Source organism: Leptolyngbya sp. GB1-A1 (genome assembly GCF_039962475.1).
Lineage (GTDB): Bacteria > Cyanobacteriota > Cyanobacteriia > Elainellales > Elainellaceae > Leptolyngbya_A.
This window is the reverse complement of record NZ_JAMPLI010000034.1, coordinates 1-21,003: the sequence shown is the minus strand read 5'-3', so window position 1 is coordinate 21,003 and position 21,003 is coordinate 1. Positions and strand designations below refer to the sequence as shown.

Sequence of the window (21,003 nt, the reverse complement as noted above, 5' to 3'; positions counted from 1 at the left end):
CCAGTGCAGCTTTGACGGAAAACGGGCAAAAGCGACAAGGAGGCAGCGTTGCAGTATCGGCACTTAGGAAAATACGGGGTTCGCGTTTCTGAAATTTGCCTTGGTTCGTGGCTGACCTACGGCAATGCCAAAGACGAGAGTGTTGCCCGCGACTGCATTCATACTGCTTATGATCTGGGCATTAACTTTTTTGATACGGCGAATGTCTACGCCCGCGGCGAAACCGAGAAAGTTGTGGGCAAGGTGCTCAAAGACTTTCCACGCGAATCCTTTGTGCTGGCAACCAAGGTTTATTTCCCGATGGGGCCAGGACCAAACGATCGCGGACTGTCGCGCAAACATATTATCGAGCAGTGCAACGCCAGCCTGAAGCGATTAGGCGTAGATTACATTGACCTTTATCAGGCACACCGTTACGACCCAAATGTGCCGCTCTCGGAAACCCTGATGGCATTTGATCACCTGGTGCAGCAGGGCAAAATTCTGTATTACGGCGTGTCAGAATGGAGTGCCTCGCAGATTGCTCACGCGACCGATATTGTGCGGCTGGGGGGACTCGCGCCGATCGCCTCAGACCAGCCTTATTACAACCTGCTCGATCGCGACATTGAGCAGGAAGTTTTGCCGCTCTGTCAGCGAGAAGGCATTGGCATTATCAATTTTTCGCCTCTGGCTCAGGGCATTCTCACCGGCAAATACAAACCGGGTGAACCGTTGCCCCAGGGGTCCCGCGCCACTGACCCGAAGCAAAACGCTTTTCTCAGCGAAGAACATCTGGGTGAGGATGTGCTGACGCGAGTGCAAAACCTAAAAACGATCGCTGAACAAGAAGGACTGACGCCGAGTCAGCTTGCGCTCGCTTGGTGTCTGCGCCACGAAATTCTGAGCAGCGTGATTATTGGTGCAACACGAGCAGAGCAAGTGAAAGAAAATGCGGAAGCAGCGGGTAAAAAACTGTCGGCTCAAACGCTAGAGGCGATCGATAAGCTGTTTAGCTAATATTTATGTTTAGATGATATTTGAATGCCATTGGATTCAGATTCTGGATAAATCTGTTCGATTCACCAAGGGCACTGGTGCGGCGAGCTAATTCGCGCCCGGACAGGAACTACCCAGCGTTTCAGCCAGCGGACGCGCATTTCCCCCGTTCATCAAAGTCAGATCCAGGGGCGATCGACTAATTGATTTGGCATAAGAAGCTTGGAGGTAATCGCGGTAGTCGGGCTGCGCGGCGACATGGACTTTGGCAAAGGCAAGACTGAGGGCTTCGAGGTATCGCTGTGCCTGTCCGGAGCTTGGATTCTGGGTTTCTCCGGGAAAAAGCGATCGGCTACTCGAATGGCTACTATAAACGTGCGTTCCTTTTTTGATCACAGCCAGGTATTTGTCGGGCATCGTTAGCCAGGTAAACGGACAAACCTGTTCCAGCAGCACGGGCGAAATCAAATCATCACTGCCGCCGATCATCATGACCGGAATCTGGATTTGCTGAAGTCCTGCCTGCCCAAAAATGCCGTTGCTGGCAGAATTCATGGCAATCACAGCTTTGACGCGATCGTCTTTAAGCTGCAGGGAAGTGGGCTGAGTCGTGTGCAGGGCTTCGCACTGAAGCAACATCGAGAGATTGGTGATATTGAGGTGAGTTAAATCGGGCTGACACTGCTGTTTGAGCAGGTTGAAATTCAGGTTTGCCCCTGCCAGTGCAAGGGCAGTATAGCCGCCGAGCGAATGCCCAATCACACCAATTTGATCGAGATTTAAGCGGTCTTTGAAATTGCCCGATCGATTGAGTTGCTCTACCTGGTCGATTAAATAGCTGACATCCTGCGGACGATGCACAAATTCATCGGGAGCTGTCATTTCATCGGCTAAACCGCTTAACCAGTTGCGGAGCTGCTGCGTGTCACTACCCGGATGATCCAGTACGGCAACCGCAAATCCGTAGGAAACCAAATGCTGCGCCAGCTCTGAAAAATCACCGCGATCGGCAGCAATTCCGTGAGAAATAATCAGCACTGGGGCGGGTGTTTGAGCATTGGGTAAATAGAAATCGACGGCAAAGGCTCGATCGCGGCGGTGATCAGTCAGGGTCAGCGTTTGCTTTTGCCAGTTTGCAATTCCAACCTGCTGTAAATCAGTGCGGCGATCGAAACTTAAGGGCTGAGCGGCGGCATCGGCTGCGTTTTGCTGAGCGATAAATGCCGTAATGCGATCGGTTTGTTGGGCAAGCTGCGAAAATTCGTCTGCCACCTGCATTGCCCGATCCGCCCGCACTCGAATGCTGTGAGAAGGAAACTGTTTGATTAAGTTTAATAGCGACAATCCTTCGGCATCGGCTGCGGCTGCAATGGCTGCCGATCGCAATGCATAAAAGCCATTTTGTCGCGACTCAGTTTGAATCACCTCTCCCAAATGCTGAAGCGATGTTTCCCCCACCGAGGAATAAGTAACCTGCGAAATTTCGCCGACATCCAAATCAATTCGATCGCGCAAAACTTGACGAAATTGCTCTTTGTTTTCTGAAGGAATAAACCGGGTATAAAAGCGCAAACTGCGATCGACTTCACCTGTTTCAGCATAGGTTTCGAGTGCCTCGATCGGAACTGAAATTTCAAGCGGACCGTAGGAAATATTAACCTGCTGCGCGCTTAGTGCCGGAAGCGTGGTCAGGAACGAGGAAACACTGCCGAGTAAACCAATTTGACCGAAACGCTTTACCCGTTTTCCTAAATTTGAAAATCGTAAGTTTGAAAATCGGGTAATTTTATGGTTTTGTTGTTCTGATTTGCTGTGCCGTTTCTGATCGTTTTTACCCAACACAATTTGTCCTACCGATGACATAGCATCGATCGGAACCGCACTGTCTTGATCGCAGTTCATAGTTTCAGCCGCTTTTGAAATTGAGCCGTCTTGATCACACTTTGATCGAAAGCCAATGCAAAACAATCCGCCTTTTATAAGAATTATCTGGTTCAGGAAATCTACACCCTGATTGAAATTGCATCGCATTTGAAAAAGGACAGAGTTTGAAGCGTTTTGGTTTCCTTCAGAACCGATAAAAAATTAAAGCCTGAAAAGCTCACAGATGCAGAATTCGGAAATAATAGCGCAGCTTCTCCAGGATGACACGCTAAATGTAGAGCAATTTCTAAAATCCTGCACCCTGTAGTAGCAAATAAGAGTGGCTTGCAATCAGAATATAAATCCCTAATCCAATCAGGACGATCGGCACAATCCAATGACTGTAGCGCGCTAGCAAAGGTGCAACGGTCGGATGCTGACTCAAATAATTTGCCACAGCACACCAGACCGCAATCATTAGCCCAAATATAATCAGAATCACCAGCAGTGATGGGAGATTGCTGGCAGCAAATAAAGGCACATAAGTGGCAATATTATCGCCGCCATTTGCGATCGTCACCGCAGCAATTTGCAGCGTTTGGGGATGGAGCAACTGAGCCAGCTTGGCCCGCAGCAAATTTTTATGAGCTGAATTCGTGACATCAGAGACAAGCTGAATCTCTGCCTCGTCTGATTCAGGACGAATTAACTGCTGAATCCCAATCGCGATCGGCAAAAACCCCAGTAACCCAATCCACGGATCAGGAATCAGCATCCCGCCGACAAAACCGGGAATCGCAGTGATGATCAGCACCAGAAAGCCCAAATACTGCCCCACCACAATTTGCCAGGGACGCAGAGAACTGGGCTGTGCCGGATTGTTTGCCTGAGCAAAAAAGAGCGTCAGCATCACGATATCATCAATATTCGTCGCGACAAAGGCAAAAACGCCCGATACGATCGCGCTGATCACCCAATTCATTTTGTTTTTTTGATTGATGTAGATTAGTTCACGATCGCCAAACTTATATTATGCACTGGAGTTGTTACCCTGGAGATTGCTCTGTTAATGAAGGGGGAATGGAAGATCCTTTACGCTCTTCAGACCATTCTGAACAGAAGCAAACCTACAAAAGCAACAAAGAAGCGTATTGCAATGGCAAAACTTGCCACCGTTCAACTTCCTGCCAACCTGAAAGAACGCCTGATGCAGGGACATCCGTGGGTGTATCGCAATCACGTTCCGCCGAATCTGCATTTGTCCTCTGGAAGCTGGGTCCGGGTGCAGTGCGGCAACTGGAAAGGGTTTGGACTTTGGGATAATCAAAGCCCGATCGCCATTCGGCTCTTTTCTCGTCAGGAACCTCCCACTCCCAAATGGACTCGCGAACAGGTACAGTCTGCCTGGGATCTGCGATCGAGTTTGCGTCAGCAAAACTGTACTGCCTATCGCTGGCTGTTTGGCGAAGGCGACGGGTTACCCGGAATTACGGTCGATTTATACGATCGATTTGCCGTGGTGCAAACTTACATGGAAAGTGCAGCGGTGCTGCTGAATTGGTTAGTTGATGCGCTTCAGGCAACTGCTTCCCTGGAAGGAATTTATCTCAAGACCCAGCATCGCTCTCTGGAAATGAACGACCGGGATGATGAGTCTGCGAACGCTCCATCCGATAGCAAAGTAAAGCTGATTTGGGGACAACCTGCACCCAAAGCGTTAATTGTAGAAGAACACGGTTTGAAATTTCAGGTAGACCTTCATGCAGGACAAAAAACAGGCTTATTTTTGGACCATCGCGAGAATCGCAAATACGTTGAAGGCTTGAGCAAAGGACGAACCGTATTAAACTGCTTTGCCTACACGGGAGCTTTTTCGCTCTACGCGCTGCGCGGTCAGGCAAGTTATGTCACTAGCGTTGACATCGGGAAAGGGCTGGCAGAAGCCGCATCGACAAATATTAAGCTCAATGGGTTGGACGATCGCCGCCACACCTTTATCACACAGGACTGCTTCACGCTGCTCAATGATTCTATTCAGCAGGGCAAACAGTTCGATCTGATTATCCTTGATCCGCCCAGCTTTGCCAAAACCAAGCAAAATCGCCATGCTGCTCAGCGAGCCTACAGCAAAATTAATACACTTGCGCTTCGCTGTCTTGCCCCAGATGGCTTACTGGTGAGCGCAAGCTGTACGAGTCAAGTCAGCCCGGAAGCCTTTAAAGAAGCGATCGCCGCCAGCGGAGCCACCACTGGTCACCAGATTCAAATCATTCACGAAATAGGTCAGCCGATCGATCATCCGGTTCCCGCTCAGTTTCCTGAAGGACGTTATCTGAAATTTGTGGTGGGGCGGGTAAGGCGATCGAACTGACCAAAAGGGGATTCGGCAATGCCAGATCCCCCAGGGATTTCATTGACTTATAGCAGTTCGGCTTTAAAGTGAAATTTAGAGAGGTTTGAGCAGGATTCGGGTGCTACATTGCCCCCTAAATTCCTCAAAAATTCCTCGAAATTGAGGGACTTTGAAATCAGGATTTTGAGATCACGATTTTGAAATCAGGATAAAGCGCAGTTTTTACGAGGATGAGCGACTGGGTCTCTATACTACTAGGTCTCTATAAAGTTCAGCAGCAGGATGTGAAGAAAAACAATAGACCGATCGCGTCCTAACAGCATCAACAAATTCTTTTTGAATGAAAGAGAATAGCTTTACAATCTGTATTTCTTTTTCTCAGAGAAGCAGGTCATTCTTTAATTGGGATTCTACTAATTGAGACTCCACTAATTGAGATTCCACAAATTCTTAATCATCTTTCGATTAAAACGAGCAAAAACAGTTCAGCTTTTGCTAAATCCCAATCGGGTTTCACAGCACAATTTTTGGAAGACATCTAAATTCTTGTAACGATTCGATCGCGGAACTGATAAATTACCTTGATCCCCAAAAGCGATCGCTTCCAAACAATGTTAATTGATTTAGCGTTTGTTCAATGTTTGTGAATAACCCTTCGCAAGGACGATCGATTTGCGTTACACGAGAGTAAATCAGACTCAATCGGATTCAAGATAATGGGGGTGGGCAGCCGTCCACCCTTCACCTGTAACAGGGGCAACTTCAAACGGCACTACCCATTACAAATAAACGTCATTGGTTGAAGTGCTTCACATTAAGCGTTTCAAGAAACTTGAGCAAACCGACGAGAGACAAAACCAAGCTGAGGAAGGAAGAATTCATGAGGATTGCAGTTCCAAGAGAGATTGAAATGGGAGAGCGGCGGGTTGCCCTGATCCCGGATACCGTGAGTCGTTTAACCAAGCAGGGGATCGAAGTCTGGATCGAAGCCGGAGCGGGAGAAGCCGCCTATTTCTCAAATGCGGACTATGAAAAAGCCGGAGCCACGATCGTCTTTGATCTAGAGGCACTCTGGGGGTCGTGCGATGTGCTGCTCAAGGTCAAACCGCCCCAGCGTCGAGAAGACGGACGGCATGAGGTGGATTTGCTGCAATCGGGTGTAACGCTCATTAGCTTTCTCGATCCGCTTGGCAATCCAGAACTGGCAGGACGGCTTGCCGATCGCCATATCTCTGCCCTCAGCATGGAGCTAATTCCGCGTATCAGTCGGGCGCAGAGTATGGACGCGCTTTCGTCTCAGGCATCGGTTTCAGGCTATCAAGCGGTTTTGATTGCAGCAGCAGCTTCGCCCAAGTTCTTTCCAATGTTGACGACGGCGGCAGGCACAATTCCCCCTGCCAAAGTGTTTGTGATCGGGGCAGGAGTGGCTGGTTTGCAGGCAATTGCAACTGCGCGTCGGTTGGGAGCGGTGGTCGAGGCGTTTGATATTCGTCCTGCCGTGAAAGAGGAAGTCCAGAGTTTGGGCGCGAAGTTTGTTGAGGTGAACCTGGAAGAAGACACTGTTGCCGCAGGCGGATATGCCAGAGAAGTGTCTGAGGTGGCGAAGCAGAAGACCCAGCAGGCGATCGCCGACCATGTGAAGTTATCAGATGTAGTCATTACGACGGCGCAGGTTCCCGGCAAACGCGCTCCGCTCCTGGTAACGGCTGACATGGTGGCGCAAATGAAACCGGGGGCGATCGTGGTCGATATGGCAGCCGAGCAGGGCGGCAACTGTGAGGGCACAAAGGCAGGCCGCGATGTGGTCAAGAATGGCGTGACGCTGATTGGTCCCACGAATTTGCCTTCGTCGATGCCCGTTCACGCGAGTCAGATGTATGCGAAAAATTTGCTGACGCTGGTGCAGCATCTAGTGAAGAACGGTGAACTGCTGCTCAACTTTGAAGATGAAATTACTCGCGAAGCTTGTGTGACGCATGCAGGCGAAGTGCGCCATCCGCGAGTGCGCGAACTGTTGAATCAAATGGCGACGGTGGGTTAGCAAAAAGGATTCACGAAAAGGATTCACAAAACATGACAGAAGCATTAGTTACAGGCTTAGTCGTCTTTACGCTAGCCGCCTTTATCGGGTTTGAAGTCATTAATAAAATCCCGCCAACGCTCCACACGCCGCTGATGTCTGGCTCCAATGCAATTTCTGGAATTGCGGTCGTGGGTGCGGTGCTGGTGGCAGGCGAACGTCACTGGAATCTAACGGTGATTTTGGGATTGATTGCGGTCATTCTCGCAACCATTAACGTCGTGGGTGGATTTCTCGTCACCGATCGCATGCTGCAAATGTTTAAGAAGAAGGAAGGCAACGCATGAACGAATTTCTCCCCTCAGCAATTCAGTTGAGCTATCTGGCTGCGTCTGCCCTGTTCATTATTGGCTTAAAACAGCTTGGTTCTCCGGCAACAGCTCGTCGGGGAAATGGGATTGCGGCGATCGGAATGCTGATTGCCGTCGTGGCAACTTTGCTGGATCGGCAAATTTTGAACTATGAAATGATTGCGGTGGCGATCGCGATCGGTTCCATCATCGGCATCGTCATGGCGCAGCGCGTTGAAATGACCGCAATGCCACAAATGGTGGGTTTACTAAACGGATTTGGTGGCGCAGCGTCCGCACTTGTTGCCGTGGGCGAATTTTGGAAATATCTGAATGGATTGGAACTCGTTCCCCTCAGCGAAACGATTACGATCGTCCTCAGTGTTTTAATCGGCGGCATTACCTTCACCGGAAGCTTGCTCGCCTTTGTCAAACTGGAAGGCTGGATCAGCGGTTCACCTATTACTTTTCCCTTTCAGCAGCCATTTAACCTGACGTTGCTGGCATTGTTCCTGGGTGCAAGCGGTTTATTGCTGTTTAATCCACACGATACCGTCACCTTTCTCATTCTCGTTGCCATCTCTCTTGTACTGGGAATTCTGTTCGTTTTACCGATCGGCGGTGCAGATACACCCGTGGTCATTTCCTTGCTCAACTCCTTCTCTGGGCTTGCTGCAAGTGCTGCCGGATTTGTGTTAACGAACAATATGCTGATTATTGCCGGAGCATTGGTCGGCGCATCGGGCATTATCCTGACGCAAATCATGTGTAAGGCAATGAATCGATCGTTGGCAAACGTCCTATTTACTGCCTTCGGTTCCGCAAAAACGGCTTCTGGCGGAAGTTCAGACGCATCAGGGGATCGAACGATTCACAAGATCGATCCCGAAGAAGGCGCGATGATGCTGGGCTATGCGCGATCGGTGGTAATTGTCCCCGGCTATGGCATGGCAGTGGCTCAGGCACAGCACACGGTACGCGAACTCGCAGACCAGCTTGAGCGACTGGGCGTAGACGTAAAATACGCGATCCATCCCGTCGCAGGCAGAATGCCCGGACACATGAATGTGCTGCTAGCAGAGGCAAATGTGCCCTACCCCAAGCTGCACGACATGGACGACATCAACCCAGAGTTTGAGCGAACCGATGTGGCTCTGGTAATTGGCGCAAACGATGTGGTCAACCCCGCCGCCCGTCACGATACCGCTAGCCCGATCTATGGAATGCCCATTCTCGAAGTTGATCGCGCTCACCATACGATCGTGATCAAACGCGGCATGAATGCAGGCTTCTCCGGTGTGGAGAATGAGCTTTTCTACAAAGACAAAACCATGATGCTGTTTGGTGGCGCAAAGGATGTGGTCGAACAGCTTGTCTCCAGCGTCAAGGACCTCTAGATCGAGCGTTAATCGACTTAAATTAATGCAACGGGGGTGCGATCGTCGTGCCCTCTTTTTTACTGTATTCTCTAGAAACAGTATTCTCTAGAAACTGTAGACAAATTGGCTCACGTAATTTTGACTCAAGTAATTCGACTCAAACAATGGATACGTCTTCCACAGTTCTCGATTGGCTAGCGGTGGCTTTTTACATCGGCTTCGCTGGCTTCATCATCTGGCAAGTTCTAACCAGAACAAACCGATAGCAGTGCTCTGCCTTTTCTGATTCTTAAACATACTCATTCTTCAACACACCCTGATCCAAACCCTTCGATCGCCTTCCCGATCATCGCTTTTATATTTGCCAAGATCAGAAAAGCTCTAGCAACCTATCACCAAACCGATAACTGATTCGTATATTCGATCGCTCACGTTCCATTCAATTCCATGCCTCAAATCAAGCCCCCTTTTTCCGGGGAGAACCGCTACCTTGTCTTCTTCAAACCGTTCGACGTTCTTTCACAATTTACAGACGAAACTGCCGTCGATCGTCTGACGCTCAAAGCTTTTATCCCAGTTCCCGATGTTTATCCGGTTGGACGGCTCGATCGCGATAGTGAAGGACTGCTGCTGTTAACCAGCGATGGCGGCTTTCAGCATCGCCTGACCGACCCAAAGTTTTCCCATCCGCGCACTTATTGGGTGCAGGTGGAGCGAATTCCCGACGAGGTAGCCCTGCAAAAACTGCGATCGGGCGTGAAAATTCAGGACTACAAAACTCGTCCGGCTCAAGTGCGTCTGCTGGACACCGAACCCGATCTGCCGCCTCGCGATCCACCCATTCGCTTTCGCAAAACGATTCCCACAGCCTGGATCGAAATGACGCTGACCGAAGGCAAAAACCGCCAGGTGCGACGCATGACCGCTGCCGTTGGTTTTCCCACGCTGCGATTGGTGCGAGTAGCAATCGGTCAACTCCGCCTCCAGGGACTCCAACCCGGAGAATGGCGCGATTTAACTCCAGAGGAACGAGAACTAGCCTTCCGCCGATAGCTTGCGCTCCTCAGTTTTTTCAGAACGATACCAGGGCAAAATCCGATCGCAAAAGAATAGGGTTCCTGCCGCCACGCAAACCGGAATCGCCAGCAAATTCACAAACGGAATGCTCACCAACACCAGACAGACGATCGCAAACCCTGCGCTACCGGGTAAACTCCGCCCAACAATTCCCAATTTCTGACGAAACGAAGGACGACGCCGCTCCACCGCAGAATCCAGAAAATCAAGACAGACGATCGTATCCGCCAAGATAATACCGCCGATCGTTGCAATTACTGTACCGATGCCGGGAAAGAAATTGAGCAAAAAGAGCGGTAGACCAAAGACGATCGTGAGAATTAGCTTGTTGAGTTCGTAGGTGATTGCCCGCCCGATTTCTGTCAAGAAACTAACGTTCACCGTTCGGAGTTGTCCAGTTTTGAGAATTTCAATTTCTTCTGACAGCTTGCCGTACCAGGGCGCACCCAGCAGCACCCCAAACTGAAGCAGCACAAAGCCCGTCAGCAGCAGCAGAATTACCGTCAGCAGCCCCCGCAGCAAAAACACAAATAGCCGCAGCGTTTCTCCCGGCACGGCATTGAGCCACTGAAGTAGCCAGTCGGGAAGGCGTACAGCAGGTAAATTAATTTGCCATTGGGGAAACTGCCACTGCGGAAACTGCCACTGGGGAAGTCGCCAGTCAGGAAGCTGAATTGCCGGCAAAGCAATCTGCGGTAAAGGAATATGAGGCAAATACGCGGTCAAATCAGGCAATTGAATCGGGGGCAAATGGACTGAAGGCAGATCAACCTGGGCGATCGATCCCCCCACCTGAGACAACTGCGCTAGCCATCCGGGAATCCCTGCAATCAGCGCATCAATTGCCCAATATCCTGCCGAGAGCAGCGCAGCATACAGCGTCACGCCCAGCACCAGATTGATCACGATCGGAATCAAGATAAATTTCCGCAGTTGGGGCAATTTGGCAAATAGCCAGACAGCTCGAAGCGGATAGGATGCACCTGTGATCATGCTACCGGGTCCGCGATCGATGGGCGGCACAGCGGAGATAGGTTGGGAGTTTGGCTGCTGAGTCATCGTTATACGGTTTTCTGCCTATATCACTATCAATCACTACCAATTCGACTATGACCTGGAAGCAATGTGCCCTGGAAGACCGACGATCGCTTCCCAGCCTGATATCTTGAGCTTAAATCAGGTGAAAGATTGTTAATGCAGCCTTCGGGCTGCTTTTTTTTGGGCAATCAGCTCTCTTTTGCAAAAGAATTCACTCAAAATCTAGCTCATAACGTTCCACCGAAACCACTGCATCTGGTCGCGATCGGGCAGAATAAATAGAGTATGTAAGGGGAATTGGGAAACGTTATGGGTAAGCCGCGTGTGCTTTCAGGAATTCAGCCGACGGGTGAACTGCATCTAGGCAACTATCTGGGGGCAATTCGTAACTGGGTTGAGATTCAGCAGGACTATGACAGTTTCCTGTTTATGGCTGACCTCCACGCGATCACCGTGCCCCACGACCCCACTCAGCTTGCCACAACGACTTACAAAGTGGCAGCGATGTATATGGCTTGCGGCATTAGCCTGGAGCACGCCACCATCTTTGTTCAGTCCCACGTTCCTGCCCATACGGAACTGGCATGGCTGTTTAACTGCATCACGCCCTTAAACTGGCTCGATGACATGGTGCAGTTTAAAGAGAAAGCGATTAAGCAGGGAGAAAACGTCAGTGCTGGGCTGCTGACCTATCCTGTTTTGCAGGCATCAGACATTTTGCTGTACGAGCCGGACAAAGTACCCGTTGGCGAAGACCAGAAGCAGCACCTGGAGCTAACTCGCGACATTGCCGCCCGACTGAACTACCTCTACGGCAAAGAAGACCAACCGATTCTCAAACTGCCCGATCCAATGATCCGCCGCGAAGGGGCACGGGTGATGAGCCTTACTGATGGCACGAAGAAAATGTCCAAGTCCGATCCTTCGGATGCCAGCCGCATCAATCTGCTCGACCCCCCCGACGAGATTCAGCGCAAAGTTAAACGCTGCAAAACTGACTCGGTACGCGGACTTACCTTTGATGATGCTGATCGCCCCGAATGCCACAACCTGCTGTCGCTCTACATGATCCTGTCAGGACAAACCAAAGAAGCCGTCGCCGCTGAATGTACTGATATGGGCTGGGGACAGTTCAAGCCCCTGCTGACCGACACCTTGATCAACGCACTCCAACCTATCCAGGAGAAATATCACGCCATTATGAACGACAAGGGCTATCTAGAATCGGTGCTGCAGCAGGGACGAGAAAAGGCAGAGTCGATCGCCAATGTCACTTTGTCAAAAGTCAAAGACGCGCTGGGATATTCTAAACCCCTTTAAGGAATGGTTTGAGGAATCTTAGAGATTTTGATTGCCCCCTAGATCCCCTATTCATAGGGACTTTGAAATTTGTAGAAAGCTCAGTTTCTCCCAGCATGGAATGACGGTGAGCAAACTGGCGATCGACATACCCAAGCTTCTCAGTCCCAAGCTTCTGAGTGAACTGCCCCCAGCCTCAAATTCTAAGGAAACTCAAAGTCCCCACCGATGGGAGATTTAGGGGGTCGCAATGCCTAAAACGAAGCTTATTTCGCTGTAGGGATACGATCGCCACAATTGGACACTAGGAAGTTTGGGTAACAGCCTCAACCCTCCTCCTACAGCAAAAGACTATCTCCTTCCGGCTCAAAAATCAGCTCATAGTCAAACGCAAGCGAATTGGGATGGCGAATTACCCCAAATCCAAATTGAGAAGTGCGATCGGCAGTAAAAGTCGCAATCACCAGTGCCAGCAGCTTCTTTTCAGGAATGTTGGGCTGCTGCACAAAGTAACTGCGTTTCGCAAAAAATACGCCCTCGTCCTTGGGGACAATAATGCCGTTAATCCGGTGGGCGTGCTGAATCGGCTTGATGAGATTCTGAATAAATTCTTCCTGGTTGCGCTGGAGGCGATAAAGCCGCTCATGCTGACACCAGCTCATTTGAAACATCATCTTCAGCAATTCAAATCCCAGGATGTAGTTAAAGACGTGATTGCCTTCCTCGCTACTGAGGACAAGCTTCAGCGCGGATTGAAGATATAGATCGGGCTGCCTGCGCGTATCCTGTGCTGAATGAACATAGAACTGACGAATGTAGGTGCGTAATACGGCTTCTGACAGGTCAGTCTCAATCCGAAAGTCGCGCAAGTATTGCTTGACGCGCTGCCTCATTTCCTGATCTTCTAACTTTTTAGACACCACGCCATCTGCAGTGTAGTCATCCAAAAATTCTGCCTGTGCTTCGGAAGATGCCGCGCAAATTAAATGACAGAGCGAAAGCACGTAGCGTCGCTGTTGCCAGGGCAAACTCTCCACCCAGTTTCGAGCCGGGGTCGGCAGCTTGCTGAGGATCGCATCATGAAAGCCATTGTTCAGGGTCGGTAAACCTGCCTGGTGAACAAACTTCGGCCCATCTGATTGCGGTAGATCGGGGGTGAATGGGGGGGGGAACGAGTTCATGAACACTCAGTGCGGGCAGGGTTGGTATGCCTGCTAGAATGCCCGATCGAATTTTGAAGTTCCCTCCGCAAATTCACTAGTTTTTGTGGCCTGAAATCTGCCCTGAGAATCAACCTGAATCAGGCTTGTCGCTTTGCCCAGTGCTGCTTGATGTCCTGAATGGAGAAGATGGTTTGAAAGTCGAGCTGCTGCTGCTGATAAAGTTCCGCGCCACCCTGATGCCGATCGACCAACGAAATTACCTGCGTGACCTGATAGCTCGCTTGCCGAAGCCGATCGACTGCTTTCAGTGCCGATTGTCCAGTTGTGACCACATCTTCTAACACCACAACCGGGCTTCCTTCTGGCAGGGGCAATCCTTCAATGTATGCCTGGGTCCCGTGTCCTTTAGCTTCCTTGCGAACAATGAGTGGCGCGATCGATCGTCCGGCATAGGCGGCTGCTACACTCGTTGCCGACACGATCGGATCAGCTCCCAGGGTCAGTCCGGCTACGGCGATCGTTTCCGGCGGCAGCATCGACAGCACGACCCGACCCACTGCCACGCCCCCCAGCGGATGCAGCGTCACCTGCTTGCCGTTGATGTAATACTCGCTGCGCTGCCCGGAAGACAGCACAAAGTCGCCTTCACGATAAGCAAAGTCACAGAACAAATCCAGCAAATATTGCTTGAGTTCGGGCAGGTCTGCTTGCGTGACCAGGGTAATGGCTTCGGAAGAGGCGATCGTCGATTCGCTCATTGATAGATTTAACGTGACTGGTTGAGAGATTGCTTATTTACTGTCCCACACATTTGCCTCGTACAGCATTGCTTAATCCCAGTCTGAACTCGCCCCCAATCTTTCACAGCTTAGAAATTCCCAAATCTCAAAGTTCCCTAGAGAATTGGCCTCCTGAGGGGGCACCAACGCTATCAAACTCATCCCTTCATGTCCGTTCCATTCAACCGTCCGTTCCAGTGGATTGTCCCAGCACGACCTCGCAGTATTGCCTCAAGAGTGTCAACCGATCGCCAATCTGCTTCTGTCGCTGGCTTGCGGTCGAAGGCTGTCGAGCCGCCTTCAGAAACAAAACATCCGTTGAGAGCAGGCGAAACTGCTTGGCAATCTCGGTTTGGATTGACTGAAGCTTAGTGGCGATCGGCGGGTTGAGGGCATCCAGATCCAGGGGCAAGATCTGTTGATGAAAGATTTGCTGTGCAGCTTCGACTTCGGCAGTGGTGAGTTCTCCCTCATTAGTTAGGTCGATCAAGCGATCGATTGATGCCTGTAAAGCGAGAAAAGGTTGACGGTATTGTTCAGTTAACATTCGGTTTTGTCGTTTCGGTGAGGATGCCCTTCTTTGGATAGAAGTAAAATGTGTCGCAGTATGCACCTTAATAGGTTAAAGTAGTGTTAAGCTTCCTGGTCGCTTCTTTATCAATTTCCTCTTATCCTTAAGAGTAAGAGATAGACTCCTTTCCCGTTTCCACCTGCCGTACTGGTTTAGCAATCTGTATCAGCGGCTTGTTGCAGTCCATGATCAAGTCTTTGATCAAGTCATTGCTTTAAGTCATTAGCTGTAGCCCCGATTACAGCGATTTGTAAACTTGGGGTGGGCAGTTTAATATTTTTCCTTAACAATCTTTTGACAGACCTCAAAACAAATTGTCGATCGCTGGTCGTTTCATTAGCGACTTGCCACGATCGGTCAGTTTCTCAGTTTGAGCAAGCACATTGGAGCAATATTCTGCTTCAGCAACCCACCTTATTTCAAATTGGGTACGATGGCGTAAAATTACGCAATCATCCACCCTTAGCCCCTTTACCCGCACTCAGGGCTTAACCTATGAATGTAGCCATCGCCACGCTTCCCACTGATATTGCTTTACCCAACTGGCTTGAGGATTGTTTGACCGAGCATCAATCGCCCCTTGCCTGTGCTGAACCCACTCCCACGCCCAATGATATTTCGCTTGTTTGTCAGGCATTTGAGTTTGCCTACTGTCTACATCAGGGGCAAAAGCGGGCTTCGGGAGAACCTTACATTGCCCATCCGGTTGCCGTTGCGGGATTACTGCGTGATCTGGGGGGCAGTGCGCCGATGATAGCGGCAGGGTTTCTGCATGACATTATCGAGGATACGGATGTCACGGGCGAAGAGCTAGAGCGGCGATTTGGCGCAGAAGTGCGGCGGCTCGTGGAAGGCGTCACCAAGCTTTCTAAGTTTAATTTCTCCAGTAAGACGGAGCGGCAGGCAGAAAACTTCCGGCGGATGTTCCTGGCGATGGCGCAGGATATTCGCGTGATCGTGGTCAAGCTTGCCGATCGCCTGCACAACATGAGAACGCTAGAACACTTGACTGACGATAAGCGGAGGCGCATTGCCCTGGAAACACGAGAAATTTTTGCGCCGTTAGCGAACCGCTTGGGGATTGGACGGTTTAAGTGGGAATTGGAGGATCTGTCGTTTAAATATCTGGAGCCGGAGGCATACCAGCAGATCAAGCAATTGATTTCTGATAAACGAACTGATCGCGAAGCCCGACTGGAAAAAGTGGCAGAAACCCTGCGGGAGCGGCTTGATCAGCTTGGAATTCACTGCTATGACATCAGCGGTCGCCCAAAGCACCTGTACGGCATTTATCAAAAGATGCAGCGACAGCAAAAAAGCTTTGAGGAAATCTACGATATCGCGGCAGTGCGGGTAATCGTGGGAACCAACGATGAATGCTATCGTGCCTTGGCAGTAGTGCATGATGCCTTTTGTCCGATTCCCGGTCGCTTCAAGGACTATATTGGTTTGCCTAAGCCCAACCGCTACCAGTCGCTGCACACGGTGGTGATCGGCACAACGGGTAGACCGATCGAAGTTCAGATTCGCACGCTGGAAATGCATCACGTTGCCGAGTACGGAATTGCCGCCCACTGGAAATACAAGGAATCTGGCAATAGCCACACGCGCCTTTCAACTGACGACGAGAAATTCACCTGGCTGCGGCAGTTGCTCGACTGGCAAAACGATCTAAAAGATGCCCAGGAATACCTGGAAAGCGTCAAAGATAATTTGTTTGCGGACGATGTTTATGTGTTTACGCCGAGCGGAGACGTGGTCGCGCTGGGGCAGGGCGCAACGCCTGTGGATTTTGCCTACCGAATTCATACCGAAGTGGGCAATCACTGTGCGGGGGCAAAGGTGAACGAGCGAATGGTAACGCTGGATACTGTTCTGAAAAACGGCGACATCGTAGAGATCATCACCCAGAAAAACTCCCACCCCAGCCTCGACTGGCTCAACTTTGTCGTCACGCCGGGGGCACGTAACCGCATTCTTCAGTGGTATAAGCGATCGCACCGCGACGAAAACCTTCAGCGCGGACGCGAAATGCTGGAGAAAGAAATGGGCAAGCGCGGCTTTGAAGCTCTGCTCAAGTCCAGCCCGATGCAAGCAGCAGCAGAACGCTGTAATTACCAATCCGCAGAAGATTTGCTAGCGGCTCTAGGCTACGGAGAAGTCACGCTGAATCTAGTTCTGAACCGTTTGCGTGAGGCAATCAAAGCCACCCAGCCGATCGCCCCCGCTGCCCCCACCGAAGAAGTCAAAACCCTGCTGCTGCCGTCCAATTCAACCAGTGCCCCTGCTCAGCCACGTGGCAAAGAATCGCCGATCGCTGGAGTCGAAGGATTGCTGCACTCGCTTGCTAAGTGCTGTAACCCCGTTCCGGGCGAACCCATTATCGGTGTGGTGACACTGGGCAGTCGCGGCATTTCGATTCACCGTCAGGGCTGTAGCAATACCGAATCGGTTCCGGGCGATCGCTTGATTCCGGTAAGCTGGAACCCAATAGACGATCACCATGCCCGTCCGCAAACTTATCCAGTCGAGATTGAGATTGACGTGATCGATCGCGTGGGTGTGCTGAAGGACATTCTCTCCCGCCTCAGCGACTACCGCATCAACGTTCGCAGTGCCCAAGTGAAAACGATTCCCGGACAAACTGCGAAGATTAATCTGGGAATTGATATTGTGGATCACTCGCAGCTAGAGCGAACCTTCACCCAAATTCGCAAAATGAGCGATGTGATCAAACTGCGCCGAATTAGCGAGGTTGCTGAGTAGCCTGCTCAACTTCCTGGTTTAGGCTTGGGCTGCACTCGCGATCTTGCCTGCCGCTTCTTCTGATTCTTCTGAGGCGCGCCCATACCCGTCCAAGCAATGACCCCATAGCCGCTTGCCAGCGTCAGTGCAGTCAAAATCGTATGAATTCGCAGCTTGCGGGTTTCTGTTGTGATGCGATCGCGCTCCTGCTGCTGCTGGGTTTTGATTTGTTCAATTCCAGTCTGTTTTGCCTTGGCTAGCTCTTGCTCTAGCAATTGGGGCTTGTCCTGCACGCGCTCGGTAAGCTCGAGGAGCTGCTGGAGTTCGGTTTGCTGTCCTGGCAACAACTGGCTCCGTAAGGGGTTATCTGCGTTGTCGGTATCTTCAAGCTGTGCCTGAATTTCCCGCCGTCGAGCAGCGTCAGACAGCAAAAGATTAATCTGCTCTCGTCTTTCGCTCAGGCGATCGCTCAACTCCTGTTCTGCCTGTTTTGCCTGTTCGTTAAGCTGGCGGGTAGTGGCAGCACTGGCAATTCGACTGCTGTTGAAATAGAGGGGAGCCAGTAGCGCAAACAGCACACTATAGCAGCAGGAAAGAAAAACGACTCCAGAGAACCATCGTGGCTTGGCAGGCTTCCTTTTTTTGCCAGCAGGACGACCGGAAGGCATACCGCCCGCCGAAACATCAATCCACGCGCCGAGCAGCAGCAGGGCAAATCCTATAAGTGGAATTGTGCCGCGCAAAACCCAGTCTCGAATCAGCATTGTCAGCCACACCTGATCGAGAAAATTGGGCGGAACGACCAGGATCAGGCAATCAACGATCGACCCAATCACCATTAGTCCTCCCACCAGTTTCAAGATCAGCGCAGCATAGGCAGGAGGAGATAAAGGGGATAAAGCAGCTTTCATAGGGGGTTTGGTGGATGGATAAGCATCCTTTAACGTTCCCGGAAGCAGCTTAGAGTCACCAGGCGATTGGGGATTAGATTAGCGCAACTGACAAAATTTTCGATCGCGATCGTACTGGGGTTCCTGCCAGGAAAAAGCAAAATGGCTGATTTCGTTAATTTGGGGTGTGGCAGCACGGATTGCCTGCATTTGCGCTTCTAAAGAAGGACGACCGTTAATCGACTGTCCCCAGGTTCCCGCCAGTGCAGGCTGAATTCTGGCTTCCGATGGGGCGGATGACAGCACCCGCTGAACTTGCTGCACGATACAGTCCACTGTGCCGCAGGTTGCGTAGGACATGGGGTGCCATTCGATCGAATTGGGAAAGCGATCCCAGGGTTGCAGGCGCGAGTCGTAGCCCTGTGTGCCCACCGTTTGATTGCCGTCCGGGAAGAAAACAGCTCCGGCGGGGATTTGCCGCTGCTGCACAGGCTGAATTGCCGCCGTCAAGAAGTCCAGCACACCCTGCATCGCATGGGCAACACTCAGCCGCCAAAGCTCAGACTGTAGACTGGCGATCGGTGTTGCCTGAGCCGAAGTGCGACCCTGCCAGAGGGGAATCGGTTCCTGGGGATAAAGGGAATTGACTGCATTCAAATCGCCTGTGGTAACAGAACCTTGCGCTAGAAAGCGACGAATCAATTCCTGCCCTTTTCGGTTCTGGGCACGTTGCAGAAGAGCAGTTTGGGCAGCGGGTCCATAAATCCACAAATCCTGAACGCGACTCGCCACCGAGGCAGCACCCGATCCTCTGGGGTAACGAACATAGTCAAACAGCACCCCATCGGGACGACGTTGCAGCACTGCTTGAAGCAAAGCGGCGTATTCTTGCTTTGCCTCTGGACTGTAGGGATCGATAAAGGCTTCGTTGGAGCTGGATGACCCGATCGCATTGGCAGCTCGCTGCATAATGCTCGTTTCACCACGCCCGTTGAGGGCAAGAACCTGCTGTGCCTGAGGACGCTGCGTGTATCGATAGCCGAAATTGAGTGTAAACATCCAGGCATACACTTTTAGCCCGCGCTGCCGCCCTTTGACGATCGCCTCTGCTAGCAAATCTCGATTTTCATAGCCGGGGGTGCGAATCACCGAATTCCAAACTGTACGATTCTGTGCCGCAGGCAGCAGCACCTGACCGTCATAAAACACCTCGACGTAAACCTTGTTGTAGCCGCGAGCGACAATGCGGTCGAGCACTTCCTCCAGAACGCCGTTCATCGCATCACAGGGATAGAGCCGCAGCCAGATTGCCTGAGTTTTGAGCCAGCTTTGACTGCGACAGCGAATGAGCTGCTCCGCGTGCTGCTGAATCCGATTCTGGTAGGCTTGCTCTGCGGCTTTGTCGCCCCGCAGTCCTGCTTGGTGAAGCTGCGTGGTTTCGCCAATCTCCGTCGGGGTGAGCTGACAGTAGGGATCGCTCTGCGCCTGAGCAGCGATTCCACCGAAGGACTGGAGTCCAATTCCGGTAAGGCAGGCGAGCAGGAACAAAGGCAATTGGCGCGAGGCGAAGCGGCTCCCTTTCCGATAGGGGAATCGTAATCGGGTGAAAGCAGGGAAATGGTGCATGGGACAGATACGTTCAACAAGGCGATATCAACAAACAGGCAAAGCTTAACTCAGATCTGCGACGCCTGCTGCTGCCTTGCCCTATTCTCTAAACAAACACAAATCCTCGTTCGAATCCGGTAATGTTGTCCCCCTGCACGATCGCGATAAGCCCAGGCTGGATTTGCCCTGCGGTTAGAAAAATTGCCCTTCCTAAAGCGATTGGGGTGGGGTCGAACCAATAGTCTGCTGCCCTGCCTTTAAGCTGGATGACATCATTTTGGGCGAAGCTGAAGTCTCTAATCAGGGCATAGTCCGCGATTCCGTCACTGTTTGCCTGTCGATCGTTATAAAACACTTGGTTGGAATTGCCTAGAACGAAGCGATCGGCCCCCTGGTTGATCAAAGGACTGAAGTTGGGGCTTTGATCTCCGATCAGTTCATCGACTTCCTCCATTCCTGGAAAAGGACAATCGGGATTGCCTCCCGTCAGCATATCGCTGCTATCGTTGCTATAAAGCTGGTCGTTTCCGGCGTCGCCTTGAATGCGGTCGTCTCCCGTACCCCCTGCACAACATCGTTGCCTGCTCCGGCAGTAATTTCATCGTTGCCTGCTTCGACATTGAAGTAAGGAGGCATAATTTCGCGAATGCCGATCCGATCATCACCTGCCCCACCCGAAAGCAAGTCGTCTCCGGGTCCGCCAAAGATTTGATCATTCCCAGCATCACCATACATGCGGTCATTGCCGATCGCCTCAAAGCTCATCCGCAATTGAAATAGACTTGTCGGGAAATAAGCAAGAATAGAAGGCAGAAATGGGATAAGCAAATGCTGGATATTGAACGGGTGCTGACACAAGACCGCTTGCTGCGCGCTTTAACTGGCTTGAA

At 51.1% G+C, this 21,003-nt stretch carries 18 protein-coding genes; 8 read left to right on the top strand and 10 right to left on the bottom strand.

Annotated elements, in window-relative coordinates; translation table 11 throughout:
- Nucleotides 1-48: 48 nt before the first annotated feature.
- Complete coding sequence (locus NDI45_RS22765; protein ID WP_348248922.1) at nucleotides 49-999, top strand: aldo/keto reductase family protein; 951 nt, start codon at nucleotides 49-51, stop codon at nucleotides 997-999.
- An 87-nt stretch (nucleotides 1,000-1,086) separates the two neighbouring features.
- On the opposite strand, the gene NDI45_RS22760 is transcribed toward NDI45_RS22765, so the two are convergent.
- Entirely contained in the window at nucleotides 1,087-2,880 is a 1,794-nt protein-coding gene (locus tag NDI45_RS22760) for an alpha/beta hydrolase (protein WP_348248920.1), read from the bottom strand.
- A gap of 268 nt (nucleotides 2,881-3,148) precedes the next feature.
- Nucleotides 3,149-3,823 (bottom strand): cadmium resistance transporter, encoded by a 675-nt coding sequence (locus NDI45_RS22755; protein ID WP_348248918.1) that lies wholly within the window; start codon nucleotides 3,821-3,823, stop codon nucleotides 3,149-3,151.
- A gap of 174 nt (nucleotides 3,824-3,997) precedes the next feature.
- Here NDI45_RS22755 and NDI45_RS22750 point away from each other — a divergent pair, with 174 nt between their 5' ends.
- From NDI45_RS22750 to NDI45_RS22730, 5 genes are all read left to right on the top strand, one after another.
- Nucleotides 3,998-5,212 carry a class I SAM-dependent rRNA methyltransferase gene (locus NDI45_RS22750; RefSeq protein ID WP_348248916.1) on the top strand — a complete coding sequence of 405 codons (1,215 nt, stop codon included), beginning with the start codon at nucleotides 3,998-4,000 and terminating at the stop codon, nucleotides 5,210-5,212.
- A gap of 862 nt (nucleotides 5,213-6,074) precedes the next feature.
- The gene (locus tag NDI45_RS22745; protein WP_348248914.1) at nucleotides 6,075-7,235 is read left to right on the top strand and encodes a Re/Si-specific NAD(P)(+) transhydrogenase subunit alpha; all 1,161 of its coding nucleotides are present in this window, start codon (nucleotides 6,075-6,077) and stop codon (nucleotides 7,233-7,235) included.
- Between the two features lie 32 nt (nucleotides 7,236-7,267).
- The gene (locus NDI45_RS22740) at nucleotides 7,268-7,561 is read left to right on the top strand and encodes an NAD(P) transhydrogenase subunit alpha (RefSeq protein ID WP_190789878.1); all 294 of its coding nucleotides are present in this window, start codon (nucleotides 7,268-7,270) and stop codon (nucleotides 7,559-7,561) included.
- Nucleotides 7,558-8,961 carry an NAD(P)(+) transhydrogenase (Re/Si-specific) subunit beta gene (locus NDI45_RS22735; protein ID WP_190789879.1) on the top strand — a complete coding sequence of 468 codons (1,404 nt, stop codon included), beginning with the start codon at nucleotides 7,558-7,560 and terminating at the stop codon, nucleotides 8,959-8,961. The genes NDI45_RS22740 and NDI45_RS22735 overlap by 4 nt, the downstream gene beginning before the upstream one ends.
- A 429-nt stretch (nucleotides 8,962-9,390) precedes the next feature.
- Nucleotides 9,391-9,996, top strand: coding sequence for a pseudouridine synthase (locus NDI45_RS22730; RefSeq protein WP_190789880.1), 606 nt, complete (start codon nucleotides 9,391-9,393; stop codon nucleotides 9,994-9,996).
- Here the strand turns inward: NDI45_RS22730 and NDI45_RS22725 are convergent.
- On the bottom strand, nucleotides 9,979-11,079 hold the full coding sequence (locus NDI45_RS22725; RefSeq protein ID WP_348248911.1) for an EI24 domain-containing protein: 1,101 nt from the start codon (nucleotides 11,077-11,079) through the stop codon (nucleotides 9,979-9,981). The two genes, NDI45_RS22730 and NDI45_RS22725, sit on opposite strands and share 18 nt — an antisense overlap.
- 288 nt (nucleotides 11,080-11,367) lie before the next feature.
- Between NDI45_RS22725 and trpS the strand changes: the two genes are divergently transcribed.
- Nucleotides 11,368-12,378, top strand: coding sequence for a tryptophan--tRNA ligase (trpS, locus tag NDI45_RS22720; protein WP_190789882.1), 1,011 nt, complete (start codon nucleotides 11,368-11,370; stop codon nucleotides 12,376-12,378).
- Between the two features lie 317 nt (nucleotides 12,379-12,695).
- On the opposite strand, the gene NDI45_RS22715 is transcribed toward trpS, so the two are convergent.
- The 3 genes from NDI45_RS22715 to patD all read right to left on the bottom strand — a co-directional run bounded on the left by NDI45_RS22715 (nucleotide 12,696) and on the right by patD (nucleotide 14,846).
- A complete protein-coding gene (locus NDI45_RS22715) occupies nucleotides 12,696-13,538 on the bottom strand; it encodes a cobyrinic acid a,c-diamide synthase (RefSeq protein ID WP_348248909.1) in 843 nt (280 codons plus the stop codon).
- Nucleotides 13,539-13,657: 119 nt separating this feature from the next.
- On the bottom strand, nucleotides 13,658-14,278 hold the full coding sequence (gene pyrE, locus NDI45_RS22710) for an orotate phosphoribosyltransferase (RefSeq protein ID WP_190791156.1): 621 nt from the start codon (nucleotides 14,276-14,278) through the stop codon (nucleotides 13,658-13,660).
- A gap of 202 nt (nucleotides 14,279-14,480) precedes the next feature.
- A complete protein-coding gene (patD, locus tag NDI45_RS22705) occupies nucleotides 14,481-14,846 on the bottom strand; it encodes a heterocyst frequency control protein PatD (protein WP_190791155.1) in 366 nt (121 codons plus the stop codon).
- Nucleotides 14,847-15,365: 519 nt separating this feature from the next.
- On the opposite strand from patD, the gene NDI45_RS22700 reads away from it, so the two are divergent.
- The gene (locus tag NDI45_RS22700) at nucleotides 15,366-17,636 is read left to right on the top strand and encodes a bifunctional (p)ppGpp synthetase/guanosine-3',5'-bis(diphosphate) 3'-pyrophosphohydrolase (protein ID WP_348248907.1); all 2,271 of its coding nucleotides are present in this window, start codon (nucleotides 15,366-15,368) and stop codon (nucleotides 17,634-17,636) included.
- Between the two features lie 5 nt (nucleotides 17,637-17,641).
- Here NDI45_RS22700 and NDI45_RS22695 read toward each other — a convergent pair whose 3' ends face one another.
- The 4 genes from NDI45_RS22695 to NDI45_RS22680 all read right to left on the bottom strand — a co-directional run bounded on the left by NDI45_RS22695 (nucleotide 17,642) and on the right by NDI45_RS22680 (nucleotide 20,878).
- Nucleotides 17,642-18,526: an HpsJ family protein gene (locus NDI45_RS22695; protein WP_348248905.1), complete on the bottom strand. Its 885-nt coding sequence runs from the start codon at nucleotides 18,524-18,526 to the stop codon at nucleotides 17,642-17,644.
- Between the two features lie 78 nt (nucleotides 18,527-18,604).
- A complete protein-coding gene (locus tag NDI45_RS22690) occupies nucleotides 18,605-20,131 on the bottom strand; it encodes a family 10 glycosylhydrolase (protein ID WP_348248903.1) in 1,527 nt (508 codons plus the stop codon).
- 88 nt (nucleotides 20,132-20,219) lie between these two features.
- Nucleotides 20,220-20,606, bottom strand: a complete 387-nt coding sequence (locus NDI45_RS22685) for a hypothetical protein (protein ID WP_348248901.1) — start codon at nucleotides 20,604-20,606, stop codon at nucleotides 20,220-20,222.
- Entirely contained in the window at nucleotides 20,600-20,878 is a 279-nt protein-coding gene (locus NDI45_RS22680) for a hypothetical protein (protein ID WP_348248899.1), read from the bottom strand. The genes NDI45_RS22685 and NDI45_RS22680 overlap by 7 nt, the downstream gene beginning before the upstream one ends.
- Nucleotides 20,879-21,003 lie beyond the last annotated feature (125 nt).